This window comes from Nonomuraea sp. NPDC050022 (genome assembly GCF_044460705.1).
In the GTDB taxonomy this organism is placed as follows: Bacteria; Actinomycetota; Actinomycetes; order Streptosporangiales; family Streptosporangiaceae; genus Nonomuraea.
Window position 1 is genome coordinate 269,595 of sequence record NZ_JBITKE010000015.1, and the last position, 16,662, is coordinate 286,256.

Genomic DNA, 16,662 nt, shown 5'->3' on the forward strand with positions numbered 1-16,662 from the left:
CGATAGGAGACGTTCATGCCCCAGACTCCCGAGGAAGAATCCCTGGGCTCGCTGGTCGCCCAGGCGAGCGATCACATCTCGACCCTGATCCGCTCGGAGATCGAGCTGGCCAAGGCCGAGTTCAGGTTCGACGCCAAGCGGATCGGCACGGCCGGCGGCCTGTTCGCCGCCGCCGCCTTCATGGCGCACCTGTGCCTGATCTTGGCCTCGTTCACGATCGCCTTCGTGCTCGCCCAATGGTTGCCGAACTGGGTGGCCTTCCTCATCGTCACCGTCTTCTATCTGCTGGTGGCCGGGCTGCTGGTGTTCATCGGGATCCGTAGGCTTAAGGGGCTGGCCGGGATGAAGCGTACGGCCCGGTCGATCAAGGGACTCAAGGAGATCGCCAGTCCGGAGAAGGAGATAGAGCCGGTGACCAGTGATGGCACCTGACGAGTCGGTCGTCCAGATCGAGGGACCGTGGAAGCACCGGCAGGTGCACGCCGGCGGCACCCGCTTCCACGTCGTGGAGGCAGGTGAGGGGCCGCTGGTCCTGTTGCTGCACGGGTTCCCGCAGTTCTGGTGGACATGGCGCAACCAGCTGCGGGCGCTGTCGGCGGCGGGATACCGCGCGGCCGCGGTTGACCTGCGTGGCTACGGCGGCAGCGACAAGCCGCCGCGCGGCTATGACCTGCCCACGCTGGCCGGGGATGCCAGCGGCCTGATCCGGGCGCTCGGCGAGACCGGGGCCATCGTGGTCGGCCACGACTGGGGCGGGCTGCTCGCCTGGACGATGGCGGTGCTCGACCCCAAGTGCGTACACCGTCTGGTCACCGTGTCCGCGCCGCACCCCCTGCGGATGCGCAGGTCGCTGCTGACCGACCCGTTCGGCCAGCTGAGGGCGACCAGCCCGGCGATCGGCTACCAGGTGCCGTTCCTGCCCGAGCGCCGGCTCACCCGTAACGGCGGCTCGCTGGTCGGCAAGATGCTCGACGCCTGGTCGGGGCCCGGCTGGCCGGACGAGCAGACCGCTGACGTCTATCGCGAGGCGATCCGCATCCCGACCGTCGCCCACTGCGCGCTGGAGTATCACCGCTGGTTCGGCCGCTCCCAGTTCCGCCCCGACGGCCTGCGTTTCGCCAGGACGATGCGCGCCCAGATCGAGGCCCCCACCCTGCACCTGCACGGCGCCCTCGACCGCCGGGTGCTGCCGCGTACGGCCCTCGGTTCGGGTCGCTACGTGGCCGCCCCATACCGGTGGCGGCTGATCGAGGGCGCAGGCCACTTCCCCCACGAGGAGACCCCCGACGTGTTCGACGCCGAGCTGATCGGCTGGCTGTCCGATTCGGAGCCTGGCCGATGAGAGACCGCGATCCCGAAGGCAAGCCGCGCAACGCCCGGCCACGCGACGCCTATGGCCGGCCACTGCCCTATGGCTCGACCGGCGTGGACCGGGTGCCCGATGACTACGCGCCCACCACGCCGCAGGCCCTGTCCGACGGGCGCCGCTTCCTGAGCGAGGGCCTGCCGTTCAACGCCCACGAGGTGTTCGAGGGCCGCTGGAAGTGCGCCCCTGAAGACGAGCGTGAGTTGTGGCAGGGGCTGGCGCAGATCTGCGTCGGGCTGACGCACCTGCAGCGCGGCAACGGGCGCGGAGCGCTGACCCTCTTCAGCCGGGGTGCCGCGCGCGTGCAGTCGTACGGGATGCCGTACGACTCGGTGGGGCGGGCGGCGTCGGGCCTGAGCGACGACAGCGACCCGGCGCAGGCCATCGAGCTGATCCTCAGTCAGCTGCCTGGCTAGTCGCACTCCTGCGTGCCCGCCGGGGTGGTGTCGTTTCGGCCCTGGTCGGCGTCGGGCCTGACCTCGTTGGCCGTCAGTACGTAGCCCGTGTCCTCCTGGCTGACCGCGGCGGCGAAGACGACGCCGAACACCTGGCCGTTGACGGTCAGGAGGGGGCCGCCGGAGTTGCCGGGCAGCACCTTGCCGCGGATCGCGTAGACCTTCCTAGTGACGTTGCGGCTGCGGTAGATGTCGGGGCCCTCCGCGTTGAGCTGGCTGCGGATGCGGGCGGGCTCGGCCGTGAAGCCCTGGCCCTTGGGGAACCCGGCGACGATGGCGTTCTCGCCCTTCTCCGCCTCGCCGTCGAAGGAGAGCTGCGGCAGGCCCAGCCCCGGCACGTACAGGATGGCGATGTCGCGCTGCGGGTTGTAGCGGACGACGGTGGCCGGGTGGCGCTTGTTGTCGTAGGCGAGGACCTGCAGGTCACGCGTCACACCGGCGACCACGTGCGCGTTGGTCATGATCCGGTCCCTGGCGTAGACGAAGCCGGTGCCCTCGATGAGCTTGTTGCAGCTCTCGGCGTTGCCCTGGACCTTGACGATGGCCCGTTGCGCCCGTTCGAGCTTGGCGCCCTGGAGGATGCTGCGCGCCGGCGGTGGCACGTCGACGAGCTGCCCCGCGCCGATGGCGTCGAACACCGGCGGGAACTCCGACCGGTCGATGAACTTCTTGAACGGCTGCTGCCAGTTGCGCGCGGTCTGCGGGATCGAGTCGTCGACCGTGGTGAGCAGCATGGAGTTCTTCACCTGGTCGACGAGCGGGGTGAACGCCGTCGACACGATCAGCGAGCCGATCAGCCAGGCGATCACCAGCACCGACAGCGCGCTGGCGAACGTACCGCCGACCGCGTCCGCGACCTTGGCCGGCTCCCAGGTGACATGGCTGCGCACCACGGCGCCGATCGTCGAGGAGGCGAACTGCCCGATCGTCGCGGCCAGGAAGACGATCACGATGGCCAGCAGCGCCTGCGGCGTGTCACCGTCGACGACGGCCTTGGAGATGGGGGGCGCGATGAAGACCCCGAGCACCGCTCCGCCGACGAAGCCGACGAAGCTCATGGCACCGATGATGAAGCCCTGCCGGTAACCCGAGACGCCGAAGGCGATCACGAGGCCGATCAATATGAGGTCAAGCAGATCACCGCGCACGTTTCAAAGGTAACCAGCGATTCGGTCAAGTGTGCACGTCTTCCTCAGGACGGCGACACGCGCTGATTACCGTGGGCGGCATGCCGCCCAACGACGAAACAGTGCGCGGCCTCATCGAAGCGGCTCTCGGCGACGACGATCCCGACGGGGCGGTGCGCTGGCACGTGATCTCCGTACTACGGCAGCGCGGCGATCTTGAGTCCTTCATCGAGGCGCGGCGGCTCTGCGCGGCGGACGACGTCACCCAGCGCCTGCTCGGGGTGGACATCCTAGGCATGCTCGAGGCGTACGTGGATCGGATCCTGCCCGTCCTGCGCTACCTGGCGGCCAGCGAGGACGACGTCATGGTGCTCTACTCGGTGCTCATCGCCTTCGGCCACCTGGCCGACCCCCGGTCGCTGCCGTCGGTGATGGATCTGGCCGGGCACGAGGACCCACGGGTCAGGTACGGCGCCGCGTACGCGCTCCAGCACGTGCTGGGCGACCCGCCGGACCGGGCCGGGCTGAACGCGCTGCGGGCGCTGGCGGCCGACAGCGACGCCGACGTGGCCGACTGGGCCTCGCTCGGCGTCGCCCTCACCACAGGCGATCAGGACCGCCTGGACCCGCTCTTCTGAAGCGGGGCGCCACGGAAAGCGGGCCGCCCACAGCTCCGTCTGAAGCGGTGCTTCAGCCCCGTGAGGCCATGTCCAGGACGTCCGGCGGCATCTCCTCCACCCGCTCGGGATCCCACGGCCGTTCCAGCCCGCCTTCGCGCAGCACCCCGTCGAGCACCATCGCGGTGAACCCCCACACCAGCATCCCGCGCACCCGGAACGCGGGCCCGGCGTAGCCGCCCGGATGCCGCAGCGTGAACCGGTTGCCCGGATCGACCAGCTCGGCGATCGGCACCCGCTCCACGGACTCGACCTCGGCGGGCGAGGCCGCGTGCACCGCTGACGGGGTACGCCACCAGCCGACGACCGGCGTGACCCGGTTGTCGCTGCGCCAGATGTAGAGCTCGGGCATCGTGCAGAGCACGGTCACGCCCCGCGGATCGAGGCCGGTCTCCTCCTCGGCCTCGCGCAGCGCCGCCCCGACGGGCCCGCCGTCCTCCGGGTCCACGCCGCCGCCGGGGAAGGCCGGCTGGCCCGCGTGCCTGCGCCCGCGCGAGCTGCGCTGGATGAGCAGCACGTCGGGCCCGAGCGGGCCCTCGCCGAACAGCAGCAGGACCGCCGCGGGCCGCCCACCCTCAGCGGGCGGGCGCAGCCCGGAGGGCACCGAAGTCCGTACGGCCTGCGCCGCGAGCATGTCGAGCCAGTCGGGCACCTGAGTCACGCAATCTCCAACACACCAGGGGTTCGGGGACTTCCCTACTCAGGAAAAGGGGCCCGGTCTGACGAGCTTCTGGGCCTTGGCGGCGTCCGTGGGGCCGGTGCCGTACGAGGGGCAGAGGGCGGCCAGCGGGCAGACGCCGCAGGCCGGCGTACGCGCGTGGCAGATGCGGCGCCCGTGCCAGATGACCCGGTGCGAGAAGATCGTCCACTCGCGCTTGGGGATCAACTCCCCCACCACGTGCTCGATCTTGACCGGGTCGGTCTCGTCGGTCCAGCCGAAGCGGCGGACCAGCCGCTGGAAGTGGGTGTCGACGGTGAGCCCGGGCACGCCGAAGGCGTTGCCGAGCACCACGTTGGCGGTCTTGCGGCCCACGCCGGGCAGCTTGACCAGGTCCTTCAGCTTGCCGGGCACCACCCCGCCGTGCTGCTCGCACACCGCCTGGGCCATGCCGATGATGCTGTTGGTCTTGGCCCGGAAGAACCCCGTCGAGCGGATGATCTCTTCCATCTCGGCTCGGTCGGCGCCCGCATAGTCATCCACTGTCGGGTACTTGGCGAAGAGTATCGGAGTAACCATGTTGACCCTCTTGTCCGTACACTGCGCCGAGAGGATCGTCGCGACCAGCAGTTCGAGCGGGGTACCGAAGTCGAGCTCGCAATGAGCCTCGGGGTAGGTTTCCGCCAGGATGCGATTCATCCGGCGTGCGCGACGCACGAGGGCGAGCCTGGACTCAGTGGGCATTCCCATAGCCTACGTGCGCCGCCTGGAGTGGGGTGCGTCACAATGGCAGCAGAGGAGGCAGAGTGAACACCGAAGATGTGCTGGGCAAGGCCCCCCTGTTCGCCGCGCTTGACCGCGAGAGCGCCGCGGCGCTACGGACGAGCATCACCGAAGTCCAGCTGTCCAAGGGGCAGACGCTCTTCCACGAGAACGAGACGGGCGACCGGCTCTACGTCGTGCTCGAAGGCAAGATCAAATTGTCGCGCACCTCGCCCGACGGCCGCGAGAACCTGCTCAGCGTGCTCGGCCCGAGCGAGATGTTCGGCGAGCTGTCGCTGTTCGACCCGCGCCCCCGTACGGCCTCGGCGACCGCGCTGACCGACGTGCGCCTGGCCGGGCTGGGCCACGACGACCTGCGCCCCTGGCTCACCGGCCGCCCTGAGGTGGCGCTCCACCTGCTGCGGGCGCTGGCCCAGCGGCTGCGGCGCACCAACGACGTGCTGGCCGACCTGGTCTTCACCGACGTGCCCGGCCGGGTGGCCAAGCAGCTGCTCGACCTGGCCGAGCGGTTCGGCACCAAGACCGACGACGGGTTGCGCGTCCACCACGATCTCACCCAGGAGGAGCTGGCCCAGCTCGTCGGCGCCTCCCGCGAGACGGTCAACAAGGCACTCGCCGACTTCGCGCAGCGCGGCTGGCTGCGCATCGAGGCCAAGGCCGTGGTCATCCTCGACATGGATCGCCTCTACAACCGCTCCAGATAGCCGCTACAGCGAGCCGAGATAGTCCAGCTGGGCCCGTACCGACATCTCGGCCGCGGGCCAGAGCGAGGTGTCGACGTCGCTGTAGACGATCTCCACGATCTGGCGGGGCGTCTTGGCGCCCTGCCGCAGCGCCGCCCTGATCTGGTCGAGGCGCTGGCGCCGGTGCGCGATGTAGCCGTCCAGTACGCCGATCGGGTCGGCAAGCACCGGACCGTGGCCCGGCAGCAGCGCCGCCACGCCCAGCTCGTCGGCCATGGCCCTGAGCCGGTCGAGGCTGCGCAGATAGTCGGCCAGGTCGCCGTCAGGGGCGATCACGGTGGTGCCGCGGCCGAGCACGGTGTCGCCGGTCAGCATGGCCTGGTCCTGGGGCAGCCAGAAGCAGAGCGAGTCGAACGAGTGCCCCGGCGTGCCGTACACGCGCACCTCGACGTCACCGGCGCTCACCACGTCGCCGTCGCCCAGCCCCTCGTCGCCGAGCCGGTGCTTGGGGTCGAGGGCCCGCACGGGCGCGCCGACCAGCTCGGCGAAGCGCCGGGCGCCGCCGCTGTGGTCGTGGTGGCCGTGGGTGAGCAGGATCCAGCTCACCCGGCGCTCGGCCAGGTGGTCGGCGACCCGGCGCAGGTGCCCCTCGTCGTCGGGGCCCGGATCTATGACGATGGTGTCCCGGTCGCCGACGATCCAGGTGTTGGTGCCGTCGAGGGTCATGGGCGACGGGTTGGGCGCGAGCAGGTTCTCGGCGTGGGTCGTACGGGATCCGTCGGGCGAACCGGCTGGAATGTGCAGACCGCTCACGAAGTCACCAACTGGAACTCGCCGCCGACCTCCACGACCCTGGGCAGGATCGTGACGATCTCCCGCCGCGCGGCCAGGACGTCCGCCACGGAGTCGCATGCGGCCAGCTCGGTCAGCGTGCGATAGGTGGGAGGCATCAGGAAGATCTTGCCCTCGTGCGCCAGCTCGACGGCGTCGGCCGGGCGCTTCCAGTCGACCTGGTCGGCCTCGCCGCCGACGTCGCGGGTGCGCTGCCCCTCAGGGAGTACGGCGGCGAAGAAGCGGGTGTCGAAGCGCCGGGTCTCGATCTCCGGCGTGATCCAGTGCGCCCACGGCTTGAGCAGGTCCGAGCGGAGCACCAGGCCGCGCTTAGCGAGGAAGTCGGCGAAGGACAGGCTCCGGTCGATCAGCGCGAGCCGGTCGGCCTCCCAGGCGTCTCCCGTGGTGTCGTCGACCACCGAATCGGGCCCGGGCCCCGCGAGCAGGACCCCCGACTCCTCGAAGGTCTCCCGTACGGCCGCGCAGACCAGCCCGCGCGCGACCCCCTCGTCCGCGCCGAAGACCGTGCCCCAGTCCGCCGGAGACGGCCCGGCCCAGGCGACCGCGTGGTCGGTGTCACGGGGATCGACCGAGCCGCCGGGGAAGACGTACGCGCCCGCGGCGAAGGCCATCGTGGACTTGCGCCGGAGCAGGTAGACCTCCGGCCCCTCACGCAGGATGACCACCGTGGCGGCGTCCCGCGCGGGGACCGGCTGGACGCGTCCGGCGAGGATGTCCCTCGCCCGCTCGGCGAGCTCGTCTGGAAGCTGCAGACCGGTCACATGACCTCCTTCTAGAACAACTCGGGCTTCTAGAACATCACTCGGGTCATGGTGACATATCCGAACTCTCAGGAGACCTCGGCGATCAGCTCCACTTCGACCGGGGCGTCGAGCGGCAGGGACGCGACGCCCACGGCGCTGCGGGCGTGCTTGCCCGCATCACCCAGCACCTCGGCGAGCAGCTCACTCGCGCCGTTGGCGACCTGGGGCTGCTGCGTGAAGGCCGGGTCGCTGGCCACGAACGCCACGACCTTGACGATCCGCACGACGTCGCCCAGCTCGCCGACCTCGGACTTCAGCGCGGCCAGGGCGTTGAGCGCGCAGATCCGGGCCAGCTCGCGGGCGTCGTCGAGGCCGACCTCGGCGCCGACCTTGCCGGTCTGCGCGAGCTTGCCGTCGACCATGGGCAGCTGGCCCGAGGTGTAGACGAGGTTGCCGGTCCGTACGGCCGGCACATAGGCGGCCAGCGGCGCGACGACCTCGGGCAGCGTCAGCCCGAGTTCGGTGATCTTCTCTTCGGGCGTCACTGCTTCTCCCTCTTGAAGTAGGCGACAAGCTGCTCGGGCGTGGCACCCTGCAGGATCTGGACCAGCTCCCAGCCGTCGGCCCCGAAGTTGTCCAGGATCATCTTGGTGTTGTGGATCAGCACCGGAGCCGTCAGGTACTCCCATTTCTTCATGAGGGCCAGCGTAGGAGAAGCGCAACCCGTGGCGCACCGCACGCCACGATGTGAGCTATCTCAAAGGGTGGTCGTCGGCTTTCGACAAGTGACCGTTCGGTAGCCTCGAAACGTGGACTCTCGGGACACCGATTGGGACGGCGTGCGACTGCACGTGGTCACCGGCAAGGGCGGCACAGGCAAGACCACGGTCGCCGCGGCCCTCGCCCTGGCACTGGCCTCGGGCGGGCGCAAGGTGCTGCTCGTCGAGGTGGAGGGCAGGCAGGGCATCGCGCAGATCTTCGACCTGCCACCGCTGCCGTACGAGGAGCGCCGCATCGCCGTGGCCCCATCGGGCGGCGACGTCTACGCGCTGGCCATAGACCCTGAGGAGGCCATGCTCGAATACATGGAGATGTTCTACGGCATGCGCAGGGCAGGGCGGGCGCTGACCAAGATGGGCATCGTCGACTTCGCGACCACCGTCGCCCCCGGATTCCGCGACGTCCTCGTCACCGGCAAGACCTCCGAGGCCGTACGCAGGCGCGGCAAGAACGGCAAGCGGATCTATGACGCCGTCGTGCTCGACGCTCCGCCCACCGGCCGCATCTCGCGCTTCCTGAACGTCACTCAGGAGGTCGCCGGGCTGGCCAGAGTCGGCCCGATCAAGAACCACTCCGATCTGGTGAGCAAGGTCGTGAAATCTCCGGAAACGGCGGTGCACTTCATCACCCTGCTGGAGGAGATGCCGGTTCAGGAGACGCTCGACGGCATCGCCGAATTGCGGTCGGCGGGGCTGCCGCCCGGCGGAATCTTCATCAACATGGTTCGTGAATCACTGCTTCCACAGGCCGCACTTGACAGTGCTGTCAAGGGCCGATTCGACGTCGCCGAGCTCACCCTCGGGCTCAAGGCGGCCGGTCTGTCCGACGGCGCCTCCACGGTGGCGGAGGCTCTGGCGGAAGAGGTCGCCGAACACGCCCGCCGTACCGAGCTGGAGCGGGCCGAGCGCGCCTCTCTGGCCGAGGCGACGCTGCCGTCCTACGAGTTGCCGCTGCTGGCCGACGGCGTCGATCTGAGCGGCCTGTACGAGCTGGCCGAGGCCATCCGCACCCAGGGAGCAGCGTGAAGAAGCCCCCCGTACTCGACGTCGACGCCATTCTCGACGACCAGGGCACCCGGATCATCGTCTGCTGCGGCGCCGGCGGCGTGGGCAAGACCACGACGGCCGCCGCGCTGGGGCTGCGGGCCGCCGAGCGCGGCAGGTGCGCGGTCGTGCTGACCGTCGACCCCGCGCGGCGGCTGGCGCAGTCGATGGGACTCACCGAGCTCGACAACACCCCGCGCCTGATCAGCTCACCCGAGGGCGGCGGCCAGCTGTTCGCGATGATGCTGGACATGAAGCGGACGTTCGACGAGATCATCGAGGCGCACGCCGACCCCGACCGGGCCCGCCAGATCCTGTCGAACCCCTTCTACCAGTCGCTGTCCTCCAGCTTCGCCGGCACCCAGGAGTACATGGCGATGGAGAAGCTGGGCCAGCTGCGCCGCTCGGACGAGTGGGATCTGATCATCGTCGACACGCCGCCCTCGCGGTCGGCGCTCGACTTCCTCGACGCCCCTGAGCGGCTCGGCCGTTTCCTCGACGGGAGGTTCATCCGGCTGCTGACCGCGCCGGCCAAGGCGGGAGGGCGCAGCGCGTTCCGGCTGCTCAACGCCGGGTTCGGGATCATGGCGGGCGCCATGACCAAGCTGCTGGGCGCGCAGGTCATCAAGGACCTGCAGACGTTCGTGTCGGCGTTGGACGCGGTCTTCGGCGGGTTCAGGCAGCGCGCGGAGATGACCTATCGGCTGCTCCAGGCGCCGGGTACGGCTTTCGTGGTGGTGGCCGCGCCGGAGCGCGACGCGATGCGTGAGGCCTCCTACTTCGTCGAGCGGCTCGCTGAGGAGCGCATGCCCCTGGCCGGCCTGGTGGTCAACCGGGTGCACGAACCCACCGCGGCGGCGCTCTCGGCCGCGCGCAGCGCCGCCGCGGCGGAAGACCTGGAGTCGCGGGGCGAACACGAGTTGACCGCCGCCGTACTGCGGCTGCACACCGGCAGAATGCAACTCGCCGCCCGCGAACACCGGGAGCAGGACCATTTCCTGTCGGCCCACCCCACAGTGCCGGTCGTCCAGGTACGTGCGATGTCGGAGGATGTCCACGATCTAGCGGGTCTGCGCCGGATCGGGGAACTCCTCGCGAGCACATGAGAGTACGGCCGGTGCGAGCACCGGCCGTACGCCCGAGGCCAGGGTCAGCCTGCGATCAGCTCGTTAGTCCGTTCGTACTCTTCCTTGGCGGACTCGAGCAGCTCTCGCCATGAGTCCACGTCAGGACGCCGCCGTAGCAGAGCCCGTCGTTCCCGTTCCGTCATGCCGCCCCACACGCCAAACTCGATGCGGTTGTCCAGCGCATCGGCGAGGCATTCGGTACGGACCGGGCATCCTCGGCAGATCAGCTTCGCCCTGTTCTGTGCGGCTCCCTGGACGAACAGTGCGTCCGGGTCCGCTCCTCGACAGGCGGCACGGGAGGTCCAATCCGTGATCCACATTTCGACCCCACTCCCCTTAGGTGGTCAGTCGTCATTTGGGGCCGACGGGCGCGGGCGCCGAGCCTCCGTATTCAGTTGCCGCAGAGGAGAACGTACGCAACTAGACGTTCGGGCCGACAGACCCCAGAGGACCAATTTCTCGCTGGAGTCTTGACCGGGAATGACTAGTCACCCCCGTCAGTCAAGGCGAAATGGTGCCGAGTTACCGATAAGGTCACTCATTCGACGTACTCTTGGACTTGTGCAAGCTCAGGGCAAAGATCGTTCCTCGCCGATCTTGAACATCGCGCGGCTGATCGCCGCGGGCGCGGTCGCGGGAGTGCTCACGGCCGCCATAGCCCTTCCCGCGGTCGGTGGGGCGGGGATATCCGCCAAGTCCGCGATGACGGGGATCAACCTGAAGCCCGAGGACCTGGCCGAACCCCCGTTGCCCGAGCGCACGGAGCTGATGGACGCCAACGGCAAGAAGATAGCCCAGTTCTTCTACGAGAACCGCGAATCGGTGAGTCTCGACAAGGTCGCCCCCATCATGCGGACGGCGCTGATCTCGATCGAGGACTTCCGGTTCTACCAGCACGGCCCGATCGACGTGGAGGGCACGGCCCGAGCCCTCGTCAAGAACCTCACCCAGGGCGGCGTTACCCAGGGTGGCTCATCGATCACGCAGCAGTACGTCAAGCAGGTGCTCCTCAACTCGGCCGAGACCAAAGAGGAGCAGGCCGCGGCCATCGAGACCAGCGTCGGCCGCAAGCTCAACGAGCTGCGCTACGCCATGGCCGTCGAGAAGAAGTACTCCAAGGACCAGATCCTTGAGAAATATCTGAACATCGCCTACTTCGGCGCCGGCGCGCACGGCATCCAGGCCGCCGCCAAGCGCTTCTTCGGCAAGCCGGCCTCCGAGCTCAACCTCGTCGAGGCGGCCACGCTCGCGGGCGCCGTCCAGAACCCCAACAGGACCGACCCGAACGTCAGCAAGGCCTCCAGGGAGCTGCTGAAGGCCCGCCGCAACGTCGTCCTCGACCGGATGGCCGAACTCGGCAAGATCACGCCGCAGGAGGCCGCCGAGGCCAAGGCCAAGAAGCTCGTCTTCAAGGACACCAAGGTCACCGGCGGTTGCGAGGAGAGCAAGTACCCCTACTTCTGCCTCTACGTCCAGAACGAGATCCTCAACAACGAGGATTTCGGCAAGACCCCCAAGGAGCGCCTCAAGCTGCTCCAGCGCGGCGGTCTCACCATCAAGACCACGATCGACCCGAAGATGCAGAAAGCCGCTGAGAAGGCCATCAAGGAGTACGTCAGCACCAAGGACAAGCCGGTGGCCTCGCAGGCGATGGTGGTGCCGGGCACCGGCGAGATCAAGGCGATGGCGGCCTCGCGCAAGTTCGGCGGCAGCAAGAAGAAGAACGAGATGAGCTACAACGTCGTCGCCGACGCCAAGCACGGCGGTGGCGGCGGCTTCCAGCAGGGCTCGACGGCGAAGGCCTACACGCTCGCCACAGCCCTCGAGGAGGGCCTGAAGTACGGGGACGGCTACCCGGCGCCCGCCGGCTTCACCGCGTCCGGCTACGGCGCGTTCAAGAACTGCGACGGCAAGCGGGTCGGCGACCCCACGCACGAGGTACGCAACTCCAGCGAGGGCGGCGGCGGCTTCAAGACGCTGCAGACCGGCACCTGGGGCTCGGTCAACACGTTCTTCATGCGGCTGGAGGAGCGCGTCACGCTCTGCAAGGTCGTCAAGCTGGCCAAGCGGATCGGGCTCAAGCGGGCCGACGGCACGAAGCTGCGGGAGTTCGAGACGTTCACGCTCGGCATCAACGAGGTGGACCCGGTCACCGTGGCCAGCACCTACGCGGTCTTCGCCTCACGCGGCCAGTACTGCAAGCCGCTGGCGATCACCGAGATCAAGGACCGCAACGGCAAGGCCACCCAGTACAAGCCCAAGTGCTCCAAGGTCATGGAGGAGGAGGTCGCCGACGCCGTCAGCGGCATCCTCTCGGGTGTGTTCACCAAGGGCACGATGCGTGAGGTCGGCGGCATCGGCCGGGACGCGGCCGGCAAGACGGGCACCACCGACGGCTACACGGCCGCCTGGTTCGCCGGTTACACCCCGAACCTGGCCTCCGCCGTCAGCCTCGGCGACCCGCGCGGCGCCTTCACCCACAACCTGATCGGCGTCACCATCGGGGGCCGCTACTACAGCTACGTGTACGGGGCGTCGATCTCGGGCCGCATCTGGAAGCAGGCGATGATGGGGGCGCTCAAGGGCGTCGAACCCACCGAGTTCACGCCGGTCAACCACGAGCGGTTCGGCGGCTGCGCCGACAACTGCGCCCCCAAGCCCAAGAAGGAGAAGAAGGACGACAAGCAGGGCGGCCCGCCGGACGACTTCTTCGACCAGTTCGACCAGTTCAACCGCGACAACAACGACCGGGGACGCGGTCGCGGGCGCGGCTGACCTGAGTGCCCTGGGTGCCCGCGTTCGTGGCGGGCACCCGAGACTTGGTTAGGCGGACAGTCGCGCGCGAACGGCGGCGGCGACCCGTCCCCCCTCCGCGCGACCGGCGACCTTCGGGTTGACGACCTTCATGACCTGGCCCATCGCCTGCGGGCCGGCGGCACCGGTCTCGGCGACGGCCTCGTCGACGAGGCGGCCGAGCTCCTCGTCGGAGAGCTGCGCCGGCAGGTATTCCTCCAGCACCGCCTGCTCGTCCAGCTCCGCCTGCGCCTGCTCCGCCCGCCCGGCGTTTCCGAACGCCTCGGCCGCCTCGCGGCGCTTCTTGGCCTCCTTGGTCAGCACCTTGACGATCTCGTCGTCGGAGAGCTCCCTGGCCGCCTTGCCGGCGACCTCCTCGACGTTGACCGCCGCGAGTGCCATACGAATCGTCCGGAGACGTACCTCGTCCCGGCTCTTCAGCGAGGCCGTGAGATCGGCCTTCAGCTTGTCCTTCAATGCGCTCATGCGGTCCATCTTGCCGCCTGTACAGACGGCTACGCGCTCACGGAGCCCCATCTCACGTACTCGGGACGCCCGGGGCCGGATGTCGGGCATCATGAATGGGTGAGGAAAGCTGCCGCCATACCACTGTCCATCCTCGGCCTCGGCCTGGCCGGTCTGGGTTACGCCTCCGTCGTCGAGCGCAACTGGTTCCGGCTGCGCCGCTTCGACGTGCCCGTGCTGGAGCGCGGGCAGCGACCCGTACGCATCCTCCACCTGTCCGACCTGCACCTGACGCCGGGCCGCAGCATGCTGATCAACTGGGTCCGCTCACTCGGCTCTCTGGAGCCCGACCTGGTCGTCAACACGGGCGACTCGATCGCCCACCCTGAGGCCGTACCCGCGCTCCTGCACGCCCTGGAGCCCCTGCTGGCCCGTCCCGGCATGTTCGTGTACGGCTCCAACGACCTCTACGCCCCCAAGCCCAAGAACCCGGCCCGCTACCTCTGGCGCACCTCCAAGAACGAGCGCCGCCAGCACGTCCCGACCCTCCCCTGGGAGGAGCTGGGCGCCGGCATGGCGGCCGAGGGCTGGCTCGACATGAACAACACCACCGCTCGCCTCAAGATCGGCGACCTCGACGTGGCGGTGGCGGGCATCCACGACTCCCACATCGACCGCGACCGCTACGACCTGGTCGCCGGCCCCGCCCCGGCCGACGCCGACCTCCGCCTCGGCGTCATGCACTCCCCCGAGCCCCGCAACATGACCCGCTTCGCCGCCGACGGCTACCAACTCCTCCTGGCCGGCCACACGCACGGCGGCCAGCTGTGCATCCCGTTCTACGGCGCCCTGGTCACCAACTGCGGCATCGACCGGCCCCGCGTCAAGGGCCTCAACCGCCACGACAGCGCCTGGCTGCACGTCTCGGCCGGCCTCGGCACCTCGCCGTACGCCCCGGTCCGCTTCGCCTGCTTCCCGGAGGCCTCGTTGCTCACCCTGGTCCCGCGCCGATAAACGCGGTCACAAGCACCCGCGAAGTCAGCTAGACTTCTCAAGCACGCGCAAGAGGGCGTGCACCGGGGTGTAGCGCAGCTTGGCAGCGCGCTTCGTTCGGGACGAAGAGGCCGTGGGTTCAAATCCCGCCACCCCGACCCAGTTAGCAGAAGGCCGCTTCCGAAGATCGGAAGCGGCCTTTCTTGTCTCCTAAGTGACTACGCCCTCCAACGCTTCCTTCCCCTACCGCTGAGAGTGTGCGCCGCTCCCACACTCCCAAGATCTTCCCGTGGACCTCGGGAGGCAGATGCAGGTAACGCTGCGTAGTCTCGTAGGCCTCGTGACCAAACAACACATGCACGTCGTAGAGCGGGACGCCGGCCTGGACGAGCCACGAAGCAACTGTGTGCCGCATGACGCACGGCGAGTACCGGCGAATCTTGCGAGCCGGGGGCATCGCGCACCTTCTACTGCGCGCCTCTCAAGCTCCCTGCCGGTCGGGTTCCAACCCCTCACAGGAGGCGCACGTGAACGGCAACGCCAAGCAGTCCCCTGCGCACTGTCCTACAAGCGGCTGTGGGCTTCGCCGTGGCTCTCCGGCCATCGTCGGGTATCCCCGAGGCGCTGCCGTGGGTCGCTGGCGGGTTCGTCCGCGTCATGGCGCTCTCGAGCGTGCAGGCGCTGCTGCCGTCGTGGCTGCGCACCACGCCGCCGCTTCGGTAGCCACGGACGGAGCGCCGCACTCGGCCCCCATCACTTCCTGCGGGAGGTGGCGGGGGCCATTGTCATGTCACCGCGACCGTTGTGGCCGCCAGGATGATGCTCACGCTGAGTGCCAAAACGATCAGCCAGTTCGGGGCACGCTTCTCGTCGAGGATGTACCCGCACAGAAAGATGATGATCGCGACCTGTACCAGCAGGGCGGCGATGAGCAGCGGAACGACCGGCCCGTCAGCCATTCCGCCGCCGTCAACGGCGGGCACCGCTCCGACGATCGCCCCGGTAAAGGTAAGGGTGGCCACGATACCCACAATGACGGTGAACGCCCCACGGCGGCTGGTGATGTCTTGTGGCTCCACGGATCTCCCTTTGCGGTCAGGTTGAAGGCCAGTGTTGGATCGGGGTGGGCCGCAGGTCTTCGAGCACGACCAGCAGCTGTTTGGCGAGCGTGTACTCCAAGCGGCCGAAGGAGTCGAGAGAGATGACGACATTGCGCTCCAGCTCGACCGGCCGATCCCGTGACAGCTGCAGAACATCGCCGATGACGCCGTACGGCTCGGCGCTGCCCACGCTGTAGACGGCCGCACCACGGCGCAGGCGCGGGCAGCCGGCGATCGCCTCCGGGATGCAGCGGGCGCACGTGGGCGGTGCGTTGGTGTAGCCCGCCCCGGCGGACGTGTCGCCGGGATCGTCGGCCAGCACCCACGAGATCCGGCTGTCCACGGAATCGGCCGCCGCCTCGCCGCACACCTGGCAGAGCAGACGGAGCATGCACCGGCGCTGCCGGATCGTGTTGACGACCTTCCACGCAGGACGGCCTCGTCGGTGTAGTCCCTGCCGCGCCCAGAGCACGCCGTACATCCAGTCCTGCGGGACGGCGTCGGCGTAGCTGAGCCGCACCCCGTCCGTCGCCTCAGGGTCCGCGGTGAACGCGAGAGGATGCGGTGCAAGCTCTTCGCTGTAAGCGGTGATGTACGGCACCCGGACGGCGGTCGTGGTCATGCCGCCTCCAACGCGTCCATGTGCCACATGGCCTCGTTCACCAATCCGGCGGCCAGCCACGGCAGGGTCAGCCCGCACTTGCTGCATGTCGAGATGGTGACGCCGTCGGCGACCCTGACATTGAACGGGCCGCACGACGGACAGCCGGACTCCTGTGGCTCTGGCGGCGGATTCGGCGGATCTTTTGGCACCGCTCTCCCTATGGTCGAGGGCCGGGGCCCCGTGCGGTGGATACGGGCCCCGGCCAGCCCCTGCCGGTCCGGAACGGGCAAGGACGCATCCGGCAACGACCCACAGGGACCAGGCGGCGTGCCGGAAGCCTTGATGGTGGCCCCGCGCCGTCCCTCCGGCCACAGCCATCTGGGCTGCGGGCCAACGAGTCGCGGGGCCACCCA

Annotated in this window: 23 protein-coding genes and 1 tRNA gene; 11 read left to right on the top strand and 13 right to left on the bottom strand. The window is 69.0% G+C overall.

Annotated features, from left to right (window positions below; translation table 11 throughout):
- Window positions 1–15: 15 nt before the first annotated feature.
- From ACIBO2_RS48590 to ACIBO2_RS48600, 3 genes are read left to right on the top strand one after another with little or no spacing between them, the layout of a single operon-like run.
- Complete coding sequence (locus ACIBO2_RS48590; protein WP_358547118.1) at window positions 16–432, top strand: phage holin family protein; 417 nt, start codon at window positions 16–18, stop codon at window positions 430–432.
- Window positions 422–1,342, top strand: coding sequence for an alpha/beta hydrolase (locus ACIBO2_RS48595; RefSeq protein WP_358547120.1), 921 nt, complete (start codon window positions 422–424; stop codon window positions 1,340–1,342). The genes ACIBO2_RS48590 and ACIBO2_RS48595 overlap by 11 nt, the downstream gene beginning before the upstream one ends.
- A complete protein-coding gene (locus ACIBO2_RS48600; RefSeq protein WP_358547123.1) occupies window positions 1,339–1,782 on the top strand; it encodes a DUF309 domain-containing protein in 444 nt (147 codons plus the stop codon). The genes ACIBO2_RS48595 and ACIBO2_RS48600 overlap by 4 nt, the downstream gene beginning before the upstream one ends.
- Here the strand turns inward: ACIBO2_RS48600 and ACIBO2_RS48605 are convergent.
- Window positions 1,779–2,969: a MarP family serine protease gene (locus ACIBO2_RS48605; protein ID WP_358547126.1), complete on the bottom strand. Its 1,191-nt coding sequence runs from the start codon at window positions 2,967–2,969 to the stop codon at window positions 1,779–1,781. The two genes, ACIBO2_RS48600 and ACIBO2_RS48605, sit on opposite strands and share 4 nt — an antisense overlap.
- Before the next feature lie 80 nt (window positions 2,970–3,049).
- On the opposite strand from ACIBO2_RS48605, the gene ACIBO2_RS48610 reads away from it, so the two are divergent.
- Window positions 3,050–3,586, top strand: coding sequence for a HEAT repeat domain-containing protein (locus ACIBO2_RS48610; protein WP_358547129.1), 537 nt, complete (start codon window positions 3,050–3,052; stop codon window positions 3,584–3,586).
- A gap of 52 nt (window positions 3,587–3,638) precedes the next feature.
- On the opposite strand, the gene ACIBO2_RS48615 is transcribed toward ACIBO2_RS48610, so the two are convergent.
- Window positions 3,639–4,286 carry an NUDIX hydrolase gene (locus ACIBO2_RS48615; RefSeq protein ID WP_397304507.1) on the bottom strand — a complete coding sequence of 216 codons (648 nt, stop codon included), beginning with the start codon at window positions 4,284–4,286 and terminating at the stop codon, window positions 3,639–3,641.
- Between the two features lie 39 nt (window positions 4,287–4,325).
- Window positions 4,326–5,033 (bottom strand): endonuclease III, encoded by a 708-nt coding sequence (nth, locus tag ACIBO2_RS48620; protein ID WP_397304508.1) that lies wholly within the window; start codon window positions 5,031–5,033, stop codon window positions 4,326–4,328.
- Between the two features lie 56 nt (window positions 5,034–5,089).
- Here nth and ACIBO2_RS48625 point away from each other — a divergent pair, with 56 nt between their 5' ends.
- Entirely contained in the window at window positions 5,090–5,770 is a 681-nt protein-coding gene (locus tag ACIBO2_RS48625; RefSeq protein WP_185069893.1) for a Crp/Fnr family transcriptional regulator, read from the top strand.
- Window positions 5,771–5,773: 3 nt separating this feature from the next.
- On the opposite strand, the gene ACIBO2_RS48630 is transcribed toward ACIBO2_RS48625, so the two are convergent.
- The 4 genes from ACIBO2_RS48630 to ACIBO2_RS48645 all read right to left on the bottom strand — a co-directional run bounded on the left by ACIBO2_RS48630 (window position 5,774) and on the right by ACIBO2_RS48645 (window position 8,041).
- Complete coding sequence (locus ACIBO2_RS48630; protein ID WP_358547137.1) at window positions 5,774–6,562, bottom strand: MBL fold metallo-hydrolase; 789 nt, start codon at window positions 6,560–6,562, stop codon at window positions 5,774–5,776.
- On the bottom strand, window positions 6,559–7,353 hold the full coding sequence (locus tag ACIBO2_RS48635) for an NUDIX hydrolase (RefSeq protein WP_397304527.1): 795 nt from the start codon (window positions 7,351–7,353) through the stop codon (window positions 6,559–6,561). The genes ACIBO2_RS48630 and ACIBO2_RS48635 overlap by 4 nt, the downstream gene beginning before the upstream one ends.
- A gap of 77 nt (window positions 7,354–7,430) precedes the next feature.
- Window positions 7,431–7,889 (bottom strand): RidA family protein, encoded by a 459-nt coding sequence (locus ACIBO2_RS48640; RefSeq protein ID WP_358547143.1) that lies wholly within the window; start codon window positions 7,887–7,889, stop codon window positions 7,431–7,433.
- Complete coding sequence (locus ACIBO2_RS48645) at window positions 7,886–8,041, bottom strand: hypothetical protein (RefSeq protein WP_165959776.1); 156 nt, start codon at window positions 8,039–8,041, stop codon at window positions 7,886–7,888. Before ACIBO2_RS48645 ends, ACIBO2_RS48640 begins: the two co-directional genes overlap by 4 nt.
- A 112-nt stretch (window positions 8,042–8,153) precedes the next feature.
- Between ACIBO2_RS48645 and ACIBO2_RS48650 the strand changes: the two genes are divergently transcribed.
- Together ACIBO2_RS48650 and ACIBO2_RS48655 are read left to right on the top strand one after the other, a co-directional pair.
- Complete coding sequence (locus ACIBO2_RS48650; RefSeq protein WP_358180291.1) at window positions 8,154–9,149, top strand: ArsA-related P-loop ATPase; 996 nt, start codon at window positions 8,154–8,156, stop codon at window positions 9,147–9,149.
- Complete coding sequence (locus ACIBO2_RS48655) at window positions 9,146–10,273, top strand: ArsA family ATPase (RefSeq protein ID WP_357954467.1); 1,128 nt, start codon at window positions 9,146–9,148, stop codon at window positions 10,271–10,273. The genes ACIBO2_RS48650 and ACIBO2_RS48655 overlap by 4 nt, the downstream gene beginning before the upstream one ends.
- Before the next feature lie 44 nt (window positions 10,274–10,317).
- Here the strand turns inward: ACIBO2_RS48655 and ACIBO2_RS48660 are convergent, their stop codons facing one another.
- A complete protein-coding gene (locus ACIBO2_RS48660; RefSeq protein WP_148036282.1) occupies window positions 10,318–10,614 on the bottom strand; it encodes a WhiB family transcriptional regulator in 297 nt (98 codons plus the stop codon).
- Window positions 10,615–10,891: 277 nt separating this feature from the next.
- Between ACIBO2_RS48660 and ACIBO2_RS48665 the strand changes: the two genes are divergently transcribed.
- Window positions 10,892–13,069 (top strand): transglycosylase domain-containing protein, encoded by a 2,178-nt coding sequence (locus ACIBO2_RS48665; protein WP_358547146.1) that lies wholly within the window; start codon window positions 10,892–10,894, stop codon window positions 13,067–13,069.
- A 48-nt stretch (window positions 13,070–13,117) separates the two neighbouring features.
- Here the strand turns inward: ACIBO2_RS48665 and ACIBO2_RS48670 are convergent, their stop codons facing one another.
- Window positions 13,118–13,573 carry a GatB/YqeY domain-containing protein gene (locus ACIBO2_RS48670; RefSeq protein ID WP_225302470.1) on the bottom strand — a complete coding sequence of 152 codons (456 nt, stop codon included), beginning with the start codon at window positions 13,571–13,573 and terminating at the stop codon, window positions 13,118–13,120.
- Window positions 13,574–13,672: 99 nt separating this feature from the next.
- Here ACIBO2_RS48670 and ACIBO2_RS48675 point away from each other — a divergent pair, with 99 nt between their 5' ends.
- Window positions 13,673–14,566 (top strand): metallophosphoesterase, encoded by an 894-nt coding sequence (locus tag ACIBO2_RS48675; protein WP_358547150.1) that lies wholly within the window; start codon window positions 13,673–13,675, stop codon window positions 14,564–14,566.
- 63 nt (window positions 14,567–14,629) lie between these two features.
- A tRNA-Pro gene (locus ACIBO2_RS48680) sits at window positions 14,630–14,703 on the top strand.
- A 5-nt stretch (window positions 14,704–14,708) separates the two neighbouring features.
- Here the strand turns inward: ACIBO2_RS48680 and ACIBO2_RS48685 are convergent.
- Complete coding sequence (locus ACIBO2_RS48685; protein WP_397304509.1) at window positions 14,709–15,002, bottom strand: tyrosine-type recombinase/integrase; 294 nt, start codon at window positions 15,000–15,002, stop codon at window positions 14,709–14,711.
- A gap of 131 nt (window positions 15,003–15,133) precedes the next feature.
- Between ACIBO2_RS48685 and ACIBO2_RS48690 the strand changes: the two genes are divergently transcribed.
- Window positions 15,134–15,268, top strand: a complete 135-nt coding sequence (locus ACIBO2_RS48690; RefSeq protein ID WP_358547156.1) for a hypothetical protein — start codon at window positions 15,134–15,136, stop codon at window positions 15,266–15,268.
- Between the two features lie 62 nt (window positions 15,269–15,330).
- On the opposite strand, the gene ACIBO2_RS48695 is transcribed toward ACIBO2_RS48690, so the two are convergent.
- From ACIBO2_RS48695 to ACIBO2_RS48705, 3 genes are read right to left on the bottom strand one after another with little or no spacing between them, the layout of a single operon-like run.
- Window positions 15,331–15,624, bottom strand: a complete 294-nt coding sequence (locus ACIBO2_RS48695) for a hypothetical protein (protein WP_358547158.1) — start codon at window positions 15,622–15,624, stop codon at window positions 15,331–15,333.
- Window positions 15,625–15,640: 16 nt separating this feature from the next.
- On the bottom strand, window positions 15,641–16,267 hold the full coding sequence (locus ACIBO2_RS48700) for a hypothetical protein (protein WP_358547159.1): 627 nt from the start codon (window positions 16,265–16,267) through the stop codon (window positions 15,641–15,643).
- Window positions 16,264–16,458: a hypothetical protein gene (locus ACIBO2_RS48705; RefSeq protein WP_358547162.1), complete on the bottom strand. Its 195-nt coding sequence runs from the start codon at window positions 16,456–16,458 to the stop codon at window positions 16,264–16,266. The genes ACIBO2_RS48700 and ACIBO2_RS48705 overlap by 4 nt, the downstream gene beginning before the upstream one ends.
- Window positions 16,459–16,662 lie beyond the last annotated feature (204 nt).